The following is an 11,881-nucleotide window of genomic DNA, read 5'->3' as shown; positions in this document are numbered from 1 at the left end:
GTGATTGCTGAGCACAACAAGCGCTATGACGGAAACCCCCGATTCAACGACGACTTCAACATTCCCAGAAAGTACAACGGCAGCCGCACGGCAACTGCTGGGCATGAAGGGTGCCAAAAGCGGCGAGACCAATATCTGGAAAATTCGCCTGCAACTAATGAAGCCGATTACATGGATCCCCCTCCTTTGGGGCGTGGTCTGTGGTGCAGCCTCGTCGGGGGGATTTACCTGGAGTCTGGAGGATGTGCTCAAGGCAGCGACCTGTATGCTGCTGTCGGGGCCTTTGATGGCGGGCTATACGCAAACGCTCAACGATTACTACGATCGCGAGATTGATGCGATTAACGAACCCTACCGTCCCATTCCTTCAGGGGCGATTTCCCTTAACCAAGTGCGGGCGCAGATTATCTTCCTCGTTGTCGCAGGTTTGGGTCTAGCTGTTCTACTCGATCTATGGGCTGGCCATCCCACGTTCCCTGTGACCAAAATTGCTTTGCTGGGAGGCTTTTTGGCGTATATTTATTCCGCACCGCCCCTGAAGCTGAAAAAGAATGGTTGGCTGGGGAATTATGCCCTAGGGGCCAGCTACATTGCTTTACCGTGGTGGGCAGGTCACGCCCTTTTTGGCGAATTGACACCGACGATTGTGATCTTGACGTTGATTTACAGTTTGGCGGGCTTGGGTATTGCCATTGTCAATGACTTCAAAAGCGTTGAGGGCGATCGCCAACTCGGCTTGGCTTCCTTGCCGGTGATGTTTGGCGTTACTACCGCCGCATGGATTTGTGTTCTGATGATTGACATTTTCCAGTTGGCAATAGCTGGTTACCTGATGGCGATCCATGCCAATCTTTATGCAGTGCTGCTGATTTTGCTGATTATTCCCCAAATTGTCTTTCAGGATATGTACTTCCTGCGAGATCCCTTGAAAAACGATGTGAAGTACCAAGCCAGTGCTCAGCCCTTTCTCGTCTTAGGGATGCTAGTGGTGGGTCTAGCCCTTGGACATACGCTGGGGTAGTTGAGGGGCATGGCGACATCCCTAATCTTCAAGGTAGAACAGGGGGGCGATCGCCTCGATACGTTTCTTGCACAGCAGCATCCTGAACTCTCGCGATCGCGCTGGCAGCAGCTGATCCAACAGGGACATGTGCGTATGAATGGCCAAGTGTGCGATCGCAAAAATCAGCCCCTCAGTGGTGGGGAGGTACTAGAGGTGGTGCTCCCTGAGCCAGAGCCATTGGATTTAATCCCTGAATCCCTACCCCTGAGTATTCTCTATGAGGATGATGAGTTACTAATTCTCAATAAACCCGTGGATCTAGTGGTGCATCCTGCCCCCGGTCATCGCCACGGCACCTTGGTTCATGGTCTGTTAGCCCATTGCCCTGAGTTGACAGGCATTGGCGGTGTCCAGCGACCGGGGATTGTGCATCGCCTAGACAAAGACACCTCCGGGGTGATGGTTGTTGCCAAAACGGAGTTTGCCCTACACCATCTGCAACAGCAATTGAAAGCACGGCAAATGCAGCGCCACTACCTTGGTGTTGTCTATGGTCAACCCCCTGAGGACACTGGAACCGTCATTGCGCCCATTGGTCGTCACCCGGTAGATCGCAAAAAGATGGCGGTGGTGCCCCCTGAAAAAGGCCGCACAGCAATTACCCACTGGTACGTGCAGGAGCGCTTTCGCCACTGTGCCCTTGTGGAGTTTCGCCTTGAAACCGGTCGCACCCATCAAATCCGCGTTCATGCTGCTCACCTTGGTTGGCCGCTGTTGGGGGATCCTGTCTATGGCCGCGGTGCACCGCTAAAAGTAAAACTGCCCGGCCAAGCGCTCCATGCCTATCGCTTACAGTTGCAGCATCCACGTACAGGTGAGGAGATCGTGGCGATCGCCCCTCTGCCAGAGCATTGGCAAAAACTACTGCGACTACTGCGCCAGAATAACACTTCGTGACCCGCTGCTTTCACCACTGCCTGAATCGCCCTTTTCGGATGAATTGGTGCATTATCCATCATCAACAACGATCCCTAACGCCGGCAAACAGTATTGACTCAGCCGAATACTGTGATGGCAAACGTGGTCATGGTGTCTGACCACCTTGCTGTGTGATTACGGAAAGGTTGGGTATATTCTGGAAGTCTTTCTCGTTATGAGTAACGAGCGGCACCTAATAGCACAGCGCACAAGCAGCGATCCAAGCATCGGCAAAGGAAATCGGCTTACCGATACGCTTTCGTCCTGCAACAATCTCGCCGTACCTTTTTGCGATTTCGTAGTCATAAGGAATCACCACAAAGTTACGGAGCACGCTCTCAAGCTTCTTTCGCTTCTGCTCTCCCCACCCAGCGTATTCTGCCCCTGCCCAAAGTTCGCCAACAGTGATGAAGGAAATCGCCAAGGTTGTGCCGAAGAGATGATTCTCATAAAGCCTCGCCTCTGGCGCACCTTTCATGATGTACGAGAGAATGTTAGTATCCAAGAGCAGATAGGCGGATGTCACGAGCCATGCCTCCCGATGACATTGCCTTGTCGCAATTCTTGAATGAACTCCTCAAAGCCATCGTTGCGTTCGCCGGGCCAAGTGCCATATAAAGTAGCAAGATTAGCTACAGGCTGGACGCCCTGCATTTGGGCAAGTTCTTCCAGTGTCCTTGAAGTCCAGAAATCATAAACTTCTGCTGGAGCGAGCGGAATTTCCTCTATCGCCTCCGTGAGTTCCTCTAAAGGTTCGATGTCGTGGATACGCACTCGGTTAATCTTGCCGGTCTCAGGATCGCTGAGTGCTTCACCGATTATGCGGACGCGACGCAGAAGATTCTCAAGTACCTCTTCCTTTTGCTCCTCGTCGAACACGCATACGACTGGATCACCAACAGGAGGATGAACCCGTAACCGCATACCTTCTTCTTTGAAGTCCGCCATAAGCAAGCGGTCTTCAATGGTGGTGAGGTGAGTTTTGGGTCCCTGAATCCGCTGCTGGATTACCTGGAACGCTTGGGGGGTGTACTGAACCCGTAGCGGACTTGGACGATGATTGAGTTCAAAAGTTATTGAATATACTTCTTTCTGGAAAAGCCTGCCGACATCACGCCATGCAAGTAAGACTCCCCGATCAAATCCACGAGGAAGGACATCAGCCGGCTCTTGGACTTCGCGTATGCCTGTAAGAGCAGTCTCTAAGATGTGAAGTAAAAAATCCTCTTCGGGGAACAAGCTTGGTTCAGCTCGCCTGTCGAAGCGGAGTAGGGTTGATGGGCTTCCGTGGTTAATCTCAATAAGGTCTAATTCCAGAAGCTGCTTGAGCTGTTTCGACTTGGGTCCTTTGCGAATACTATCGGTTTCGCCTAAGAGCACTTGGCCGGTGCGGTAAAAGACTTTTTGAAGGCTCGACAAAAGCTCTGAAAGCTGTGAAACAGCTATTCGACCTGAGCGGACAAACCTGCCTTCTAAAATCAGGGTCAATAGTGAAGTTTTCCCGTTCATGGTGCGCACCTCCTCATGACTAGGCTAATTTATTAAGCATTTATCATTAAGCATTTATCGAGCGTTGTGAACTGCTGACAAAATTATTTCCCGATACCATCGCCAGAAGCTGGCGCAGGTCTTCAGTATATTTCCTCCTCTAGCTCCAGCAGGCGATTGATGAGCACCTCCGGCTTTTCGTGCTCGACGGCCTCGGCTTGGTGCCGGCAGTAGCGGCGTGCGGTCAGGTTGTCGTCGACGCGCGAATCTGGTCTATCGTTGCCCACGACGCCGTTGGGCAGGCTGATGACCGCTAGGATCTCGAACTGTTCCACAAGCTTGCAGCAGATATGGCGCAGCATCTTCTTGGAGTCAAATGGAGTCAAACAGCAGCCCTTCCTTGAGTACCACAGCGGCGCGCTCAGCGGGGCGCAGGGCATTCATCATGTGCTGGATAAAGAGCGTCTCATAGAGCTTGATGTGGTATTCGAACTGCGCCAGCAAGCGCTCAATTCTGAATCAATCCCTCTAAATGCTTACTTCGGGCAGGGATGAGGGGCAGTTTCCGCGACGGAGGACGGTATCATACAAGCCGATGCCTTCCCCTTCATGCTTATTGATCCCTGTATAGGCCAAGCTCGGGTCTTCATATCTTTTGAACTTATACACCGCATCGTTCATCAGAGCACTGTTGAATACCCCCAAGCTGACGAGCAGTTCAAAGTCTTTGACCGTCAACCCTGTGACCTTCTTGAACAACCCAGGCTCCAGTTGCGTGATCACATCCCGCAGGGTTCGTTCTCGGTAATCGGTCAGGTACATGAAAATGGGGATGCGGGTGGCAAGTTTGATAAGTTTTTCCTGAATTTGCTTGCGCTTGCTCTTGAATTCCTTTTCTTCTTCCGTGAGCTGCTTTTTCTCTTGAGAGGAAAGTTTCTGGTCATTTGCCTCTTTCTTCGCCTTCTTGACCGCTTCAGATTTGTTGATGATGGTTTCGATCTCCTGATTGAGATTGCGAAACCCCTCGATGCGCATGAGAGCCTGCATCGCCTCTTTATTGTTCATCAACCGCCGCAGGGTGTCGTCGTCCACGTTCACCAGTAGCGCGCTTTCCCAGCGGCGGGCCAACAGGGTTGCCGTGGTACCGGCCATCGCCATATCGAGCACACCGGCGGCGTCAATCTGCCTCATGGAACTGCCGTCGTAGGCCAACACCGGCAAAAATTGGATAAATTCTGCCACCTTCTTTTCTGGGTCTTCCCCGTTGACGTTGAGGCGGCAACTGTAGTCGGCAATCTGGCGCAAGGCCCGATCCGGTGCAAAATCGAAGACGTAGCACTCCTCTTTGAGGATCAGCTCCTCATTGGGCGAAACACCGTCGGGATTATTGAGGGTCCAAGGGCTTTGCACGCGAAAGGCGGCCTGAAAGTAGGTCTCCGGGCTGGAGGTGTTGCGCAGCATGAAAATACCCGTCCAGGGGCGCACCGTCACGCCGGTGGTGAGCTTGCCGCAGGTGAGGGTGATGGTTTTGCTCTTCAGCGGATCGTCCATTGCCTCCAGAACTGGCCGTAACGCATTGACCCCAATACCCGCGGCTGCACCGGCAGCAACGATGACTTTGTAATCTTGGTAGAATTTATTTTGGCTCTTTGCCAGCAGATTTTGCATAGCGTAGCAAGAGGCAACGCTGGGCAAGAACCACAGGGTATGCGAGAGCACATTCAACAGCCGCACATCCGAGAAAGGCAGCGGCGGTTTCTGCGCACCCAGTTTTAAGTTGTCTCCACTCGTGGGGAGATAGGCGCCCCGAATCAGATCGAGCCACTTCTGGACTTCCTCTTCATACTTGAACCGCGCCTGCTCGCCGACGCCTTCTGCCGAGAAGAAGACATTTAGGTCGAACTCGTTAAACTCGCCCTTCATCGCCACGTCGCGGATGGCATCTGGCAGTTGATAGGTCAAAAGCACCATACGTGGCAAAGCGCGATAGGGGTTGTCTTCGGAAGACCCTTGCCATTCGGCTTTGGCTCGCTGTTCGTCGGAATAGGTCCAGTTGTAGATCTGCTCTTCGATGAATTCGCCGGTGGCAATGGCTCGGAACGGTGTGCCGGAAAGATACAGATAGTGATCCGCGGTGATGGGCAAAATGTCTTCATCAAAGTAGTCGATGGCTTCACCTTCCGCCGCTTTTCTTTCCTGTTCGTCTTCGGATTCAAAAAGGTCTTTAGCTTTCTCCCGCCAAGCGCCGAAGTGATATTCATCGAACATCACGCAGTCCCAGTGTGTGGTATGCACCCATTCATTCTTGGTTTTAATCCCGCCGGTGCTCGGATTGCGACCCAGATAATCCTGAAAGGAACCGAAGCAGACGATGGGTCTGTTCTTGTCCGCCTGTTCGTAGGTGAGGCCGCCGGGTTTGATGAATTGCCAGCCCTGAAAATCCACGTGACAGCGCAAGTCTTCTTCCCAAGCGCTTTGCACTGCCGGCTTGAAGGTGAGCACCAGCATCTTTTTCCAGCCCATGCGCTTGGCCAGTTGGTAGGCGGCAAAGGTCTTGCCAAAGCGCATCTTGCAGTTCCAGAGGAAATGGGGCGGCTTGTCGCTTTCCCGGCGGCAGGTCTGGAAATAGGCGACGGTTTTTTGAATCGCGGCTTCCTGCTCGGGACGCAAGCCGAAACTCAGCGATCGCTGCTCCTCAAAGAGTTGCCCATGCCGTACGGCGTTGATGGCCGCTTTGACCTGCTCCACGGTGCAGCGGAACCACTCGCCGCCGGCCTGCTGAACGCCATTGATGCGCAACATGCGGTGCACATCGTGGTCGGTGAACCCCGTGCCGTCGTTGCGAATGGCCGGCTCCTCCAGCACGATGCGATAGGGCTTCTCGCCAGGACGGAGCGTGGGATACTGCTGCGCCACCCGCTCCTGCACGCTCTTCGTGGTGTAGCCGATCTTGAGCAGACCCGCATACTGCGGGTTGGTGTCCTCGTAGGCGTAGATTTTCGGCTCGATTTTGGGTCGGGGCGGGAAAAAATCTTTTGTCATGGTTTCATCTTAGCAATTCTCATTCCAAGCACAGCGTACGTCATTTCGACCGAAGCGAGAAATCCTCACACTCTAGGCAAGATTTCTCAGTCGCTGCGCTCCTTCGAAATGACAAGGTCGCCTCGCTCCTTCGAAATGACATGGTCGCTGCGCTCCTGCGCAATGACAAGGGTGTGTTGCGCCATTCGGGCCGTGCGTGCGTCATTTCGAGCGAAGCGAGAAATCGTCATGCCATGATGGGTAGGATTTCTCAGTCGCTGCGCTCCTTCGAAATGACAAGGTTGCTGTGCTCTTTCGAAATGACAAGGTTGCTGTGCTCCTGCGCAATGACAAGGGTGTGTTGCGCCATTCGAGCCGTGCGTGCGTCATTTCGAGCGAAGCGAGAAATCGTCATGCCATGATGGGTAGGATTTCTCAGTCGCTGCGCTCCTTCGAAATGACAAGGTCGCTGCGCTCTTTCGGAATGACATGGTTGCTATTGCTCTTTCGAAATAGCGGTGTTGCCTTGCTCCTTCGGTGTTGCTTCCCATTCCAAACTCAAGTCCTTCCACTCGGGGTTCGTGGTCATAACCAATTGGTTCTTTTTTTCTCGCCGCCATTTTTTGATTTGTTTTTCTCTGGCGATCGCGGCGTAGACGTCAGTTGTGTGCTCGTAATACACAAGTTTGCTCACGTTGTATTTTTTGGTAAAGCCATCCACCAGTTTGTTTTTGTGTTCGTATATTCGGCGTTCAAGGTTGTTTGTCATACCAACATACATGACTTTGTTATTCCAGTTAGTAAGGATGTAGACGTAGAAGTGATAGTCTCTTTTCATGAGCGCTCCTTACTTTGTGATTTCAAGAGAGGTTCATCCTTGTGGGTTCGATCGCAGTGTGCGCATTCGCGCGCCGCAAGTGTCACTTCGAGCGAAGCGAGAAATCGTCATGCCATAATGGGTAGGATTTCTCAGTCGCTGCGCTCCTTCGAAATGACAAGGTCGCCTCGCTCCTTCGAAATGACATAGTCGCTGTGCTCCTGCGCAATGATAAGGGTGTGTTGCGCCATTCGAGCCGTGCGTGCGTCATTTCGAGCGAAGCGAGAAATCGTCATGCCATGATGGGTAGGATTTCTCAGTCGCTTCGCTCCTTCGAAATGACAGCGTCGCTGCGCTCCTGCGAAACGGCGATGTTCCATTCGAGCCGTGCGTGCGTCATTTCGAGCGTAGCAAGTGTCATTTCGAGCGAAGCGAGAAATCCTCATCCCACAATGGGGAGAAGGATTTCTCAGTCGCTCCGCTCCTTCGAAATGACAAGGTCGCTGCGCTCCTGCGAAATGACATGTTCTATTCCTTCCGGCGCAACGGGAAGCAGCTGTCAGGCATCACCAGCCTCCATCGGGCGAATTTTCGACTCGATAAAGGCAATTTCTTCTTCCGTAAGCCCGTATCGCTCGTAGAGCTTTTCGTCGGTCCACTCGGTGTCCATGTCTAGGATGGGGACGAAGGCGTAGGCATCCTTTGTAATGTGATGCGAATACATGAACTGGGATACCAAGAAACGAAAGAGCCGGGTCTTCATATAAGCCACCAAATTTTCAGCCTGCTTTTGAGAATCATAAGCCCCAATCACCAAATACGTTTCTGTGCAGATGGTTCTCGGAGGTAGTATGTCTATTTTGGAGAAAACCCTTCTCCTTCCGTCTGTTCCGGGATTTCCGGCGTGGTCATAGCCCACGTAAGATGTAATAACTTTCCATTTGTCGATCATTTCCACGCCAACGGTTATATCCTCCCTTTTGTACGGTCCTTCGCCATTTTGCCAGCGTAGGGTGATATCGCCAGCTTTTTGTGGTCGAGCATTGGTAGGTAATCCGAAAGGTTTCCTGCTGGACACCTGTTCGCTCATCCTTCTTTCTTTCTTAGCGAGTACTTTTCTCACAATGGACACGGCCTGACTATGGCGGATGAAGGTGGGGAATTCACCGAGTTTCCGTATCGAAACGACCTTCTCCCCTTTATGCACATTGGTCACTTCGCAAGGCCCACGCGCGTCCCGCTCCCAGAGGAAATAACACACACCACCGGCAATATCTACGCCGGGGAAGACCTCTGACGCATCCTCGAAATCCACAAGTTTTCGAATGCAATCATCGCCAAGCATCTCAGCTCGGAAGGAATCCAAGCCCTTGCCGCCTGCAAACCACCTTGAAGGGATAATCATCACAAGGAAACGCGGATTGAGTTTTTTCGCCTGTTTAACAAAGTGGTGATAAATAGGTGAAGCGCTTCTGCCAAATCCTCCATCACTCAACTGATACGGCGGATTGCCGATGATGACATCGAATTTCATGTTAAAAATCTCCTCTGGGTTTTCGGTGTGAATGAATTCATAGGCGTGGGTTTCCAGTTCCTCGCTGCGGGCGTAATTTTCTTCATTGGCGCCGCAAAAGATGCAGCGGCCGTTTCGCCATGTGTGTTCCGTGCGTTGGAAGCGGATGTTGCCTTCTTCGGTGTTAAAGGCGGTGCAAATGGAGTATTTGCCGTTGGCGGTCTTGGAGCAGTAGAGCGTGCGGCGCGCGATGAGCGCCGTCAATTCGGTGATGGCAATCCCATAAAGCTGGCGGGTCATGATGTGGTTGATGCGCTCTTGGCGATCGGGAATCTGTGATTCCAAGCCTTTATCCAGCCGTTTGGCAATTTCGCGCAAGAACACCCCAGACTTGCAGGCCGGGTCGAGAAAACGGGCGTCGGGGTTGCTCCAGAGATCAGCCGGCAGCAAATCCAGCATCTGGTTGGCCAGCGCCGGCGGGGTGAAGACCTCGTCGCTGGAGAGGTTGGCTAGGCACAAGAGCACGTCTGGGTTGTGGCTAGTCATCGTAGGCATAAGCGACCTCCAGAAAATGCACCGGCGGGTAGTCTTTGACCGGTTCAGGGATGAACACCTCCTCGCCGGCATCCGAAAAGAGCGGTAACTCCCGCATCGCTCCCTGGTTCACCAGTTCATGGAAGGCAAAGTCCCGCCGCTTGAGCAGGCTGCCACTCACCAGTGACCACTCTGGGAAAATAATCGGCTGGGGGTTGGCCCCTGCGGTTTTCAAGGTCAGCGCGTCGCCGTGGACGATGTTTTTGCTGAGGATATAGCGCACCGTTTCCCGGCAGGACGCTTTGATCTTGTCTTTGAAAAGCCGCGTGTAGGCTTCGTCAAACACGGCAAACAGGCGTTGCCGGCATTCCGCAGCGTTGTCTTCCAGAATGTCAATCCCGTAGAGCGACGACACGGCCAGGACAGCATAACGCTCGTATTCTAATTGACCCTTGGCGTAGCGCGCTTCGACAACACGAAGTTTCCGGTGCAAAATCTCGATGAGAAAGTTCCCCGTGCCGCAGGCTGGCTCCAGGAAACGCGAGTCAATGCGCTCGGTCTCCTGCTTGACCAGATCGAGCATGGCGTTGACGATGGGCGGCGGTGTCAGAACCTCACCGTAATCCACCACCCGCTGTCTGGATTTTGTCATTGTTCTCATCGCTCGCCAACATGGAAGTCAAACCTCAATTTCGCCCCATGGACAACTGGTCGGCCGGTGGGTCGGTCTGGAAGGGAGGATTAAACGCTCCTTGTTTCGGAAGGATGCGATCGCCCGTTCGGTTTCCTTTGCGAGTGCCATGGTTCATTGCGGTGCTGATTTGGAGTGACAGCCTATACTGACTGCACCCCTCGGTCTAACAAAAAGCATGGTTTGCGTTTCCACTGGAGCTAAGCGGACTCGAACCGCTGACCCCTTCAATGCCATTGAAGTGCTCTACCAACTGAGCTATAGCCCCAAATCAGCAGAATTTTATCATTGCGCAAAATGCTGCCCTTTGTCAACTCCTGCCCCCAAAGTAAGGCTCTGCCTAGGATGGACAGCCATGGTTTCCCCTCGCATCGCCCCTTTGCGCAAAGGCGGTCTCAAGTCCTCAGTGTATAGTGGGTGTGAGTGCTAAGTGGCTAGGACTTTGGGAGTCTCATCGTCCCCCTTGCAGTTGATACGGGTACCAATGAATCGCGATCGCTCCCCCCTCCATCCAACGCTGAAGTATGCGGGCGTACTGCGGCAAGTTTCCCCTGAAGTGGGGCAGTTTTGGCTGTCGCAGGAGGATGTGACCATTATTGGCCGTGATCCCGATACTTGCCATATTGTCCTTGACGCTCACATTTATACGTCTGTTTCCCGCCACCATGCCCAACTCACCTGTCAAAAGCGTGGCAGTATTCCCGTGTGGGCGATCGCTGACCTCGGCAGTGTCAATGGCACCTATGTCAATCAACAGCGAGTGGAAACATCAACTGTGCTCAAGGCGGGCGATCGCATTCAATTGGGGCGCCAAGGGCCTGAATTTGTCCTAGAATATCTTCCCCTCACTGAAGTCGTAAGCACCCAGCCCGATCAACCCCTCACCCTCACCCAACTCCTACCCATTTTTGCCATTCATCCCGACTGGGTACGCAAAGCCTATCTGGTACCGGGGATTGTCACGGTTGTTGCGGTTATCCTCCTTTTTGCCACTGCTGGCTCCCCCGATGCCTTCAAAGTCATCTTGGCGCTCTATTTGGGCAGTGCTGCCTATTACTTCATCTATCAACTCTGTGGCAAACGCAAACCTGCATGGGTTCTACTGGGCACGTTGACGCTGGAAATTTTGATTCTGCAAAGCCCAATTTTGCCAGCGATGATCTATGTCTTTCGCACCGTTTTACCCGGCCAACTGCATCCGCCCCATCCCTCATTTTGGGTGTTATTCAGCCGCAACTTCATTGGTGCCGGGTTAATGGAAGAGCTACTCAAGGCGTTACCCATTATCGTAGCCTATGGCTTAGGGCGATGGCTGCCGAGTCCGTGGAAACAAAAGGTGGGCGTATGGGAACCCCTCGATGGTATTCTCTTGGGAGCGGCTGCCGGCCTCGGTTTTACGTGGACAGAAACCCTTGGGCAGTATGTCCCTAGTATTGCCGGTCAATTTGGTAATTTAGCTGGTCTGCAAGTGCTGATTCCCCGGGTCTTGGGATCCCTAACGGGGCACATGGCCTACACGGGCTACTTGGGCTATTGTGTGGGATTGAGTGTATTGCGCCCCCATCGAGCGCCCTTGATTTTAATGGTTGGCCTAGGTCTAGCGGCCTTTCTGCATGCCCTTTGGAATACGGCTGCCGCCCGTTTTGGTCCGATGGGTTTGGCAGTGGTGGGGATTTTGGCCTATGTATTTCTCACCGCCGCGATTTTGAAAGCGCGTCAACTGTCCCCGACGCGATCGCAAAACTTTGCCACCCGGTTCTATGGTTATCGCTAGGCAGGTGTATAAAATATACTCATTTTGATTCCTTCATCCACTGGCGCGATCGCAACAGCGCA

Annotated in this window: 11 protein-coding genes and 1 tRNA gene; 3 read left to right on the top strand and 9 right to left on the bottom strand. The window is 53.0% G+C overall.

The genetic code is table 11. The features are described from left to right. Nucleotides 1–25 precede the first annotated feature (25 nt). Together chlG and M0644_RS09980 are read left to right on the top strand one after the other, a co-directional pair. Nucleotides 26–1,021: a chlorophyll synthase ChlG gene (gene chlG, locus M0644_RS09985; RefSeq protein WP_286625563.1), complete on the top strand. Its 996-nt coding sequence runs from the start codon at nucleotides 26–28 to the stop codon at nucleotides 1,019–1,021. A 9-nt stretch (nucleotides 1,022–1,030) separates the two neighbouring features. Further along, on the top strand, nucleotides 1,031–1,960 hold the full coding sequence (locus tag M0644_RS09980) for an RluA family pseudouridine synthase (RefSeq protein ID WP_149820453.1): 930 nt from the start codon (nucleotides 1,031–1,033) through the stop codon (nucleotides 1,958–1,960). Between the two features lie 214 nt (nucleotides 1,961–2,174). Here M0644_RS09980 and M0644_RS09970 read toward each other — a convergent pair whose 3' ends face one another. From M0644_RS09970 to M0644_RS09930, 9 genes are all read right to left on the bottom strand, one after another. Beyond that, nucleotides 2,175–2,507, bottom strand: a complete 333-nt coding sequence (locus M0644_RS09970) for a PIN domain-containing protein (protein ID WP_286625562.1) — start codon at nucleotides 2,505–2,507, stop codon at nucleotides 2,175–2,177. Next, nucleotides 2,504–3,490: a hypothetical protein gene (locus M0644_RS09965; protein WP_286625561.1), complete on the bottom strand. Its 987-nt coding sequence runs from the start codon at nucleotides 3,488–3,490 to the stop codon at nucleotides 2,504–2,506. Before M0644_RS09965 ends, M0644_RS09970 begins: the two co-directional genes overlap by 4 nt. A 122-nt stretch (nucleotides 3,491–3,612) precedes the next feature. Beyond that, the gene (locus M0644_RS09960; RefSeq protein WP_286625560.1) at nucleotides 3,613–3,831 is read right to left on the bottom strand and encodes a hypothetical protein; all 219 of its coding nucleotides are present in this window, start codon (nucleotides 3,829–3,831) and stop codon (nucleotides 3,613–3,615) included. A 10-nt stretch (nucleotides 3,832–3,841) separates the two neighbouring features. Beyond that, on the bottom strand, nucleotides 3,842–3,973 hold the full coding sequence (locus tag M0644_RS09955) for an N-6 DNA methylase (protein WP_149820449.1): 132 nt from the start codon (nucleotides 3,971–3,973) through the stop codon (nucleotides 3,842–3,844). A 24-nt stretch (nucleotides 3,974–3,997) separates the two neighbouring features. Further along, complete coding sequence (locus tag M0644_RS09950) at nucleotides 3,998–6,511, bottom strand: GIY-YIG nuclease family protein (protein WP_286625559.1); 2,514 nt, start codon at nucleotides 6,509–6,511, stop codon at nucleotides 3,998–4,000. A 475-nt stretch (nucleotides 6,512–6,986) separates the two neighbouring features. Beyond that, complete coding sequence (locus M0644_RS09945) at nucleotides 6,987–7,328, bottom strand: GIY-YIG nuclease family protein (RefSeq protein ID WP_286625557.1); 342 nt, start codon at nucleotides 7,326–7,328, stop codon at nucleotides 6,987–6,989. A gap of 538 nt (nucleotides 7,329–7,866) precedes the next feature. Further along, on the bottom strand, nucleotides 7,867–9,375 hold the full coding sequence (locus tag M0644_RS09940; RefSeq protein ID WP_286625556.1) for an Eco57I restriction-modification methylase domain-containing protein: 1,509 nt from the start codon (nucleotides 9,373–9,375) through the stop codon (nucleotides 7,867–7,869). Next, on the bottom strand, nucleotides 9,359–10,015 hold the full coding sequence (locus tag M0644_RS09935) for a DNA methyltransferase (RefSeq protein ID WP_315862999.1): 657 nt from the start codon (nucleotides 10,013–10,015) through the stop codon (nucleotides 9,359–9,361). Before M0644_RS09935 ends, M0644_RS09940 begins: the two co-directional genes overlap by 17 nt. Before the next feature lie 225 nt (nucleotides 10,016–10,240). Further along, nucleotides 10,241–10,313, bottom strand: a tRNA-Ala gene (locus M0644_RS09930). A gap of 174 nt (nucleotides 10,314–10,487) precedes the next feature. On the opposite strand from M0644_RS09930, the gene M0644_RS09925 reads away from it, so the two are divergent. After that, a complete protein-coding gene (locus M0644_RS09925; protein WP_286625554.1) occupies nucleotides 10,488–11,819 on the top strand; it encodes a PrsW family glutamic-type intramembrane protease in 1,332 nt (443 codons plus the stop codon). Nucleotides 11,820–11,881 lie beyond the last annotated feature (62 nt).

The sequence above is a fragment of the Thermosynechococcus sp. B1 genome, assembly GCF_030322985.1.
Lineage (GTDB): Bacteria > Cyanobacteriota > Cyanobacteriia > Thermosynechococcales > Thermosynechococcaceae > Thermosynechococcus.
The sequence above is the reverse complement of the archived record's forward strand: the minus strand, read 5'-3'. Positions and strand labels throughout refer to the sequence as shown.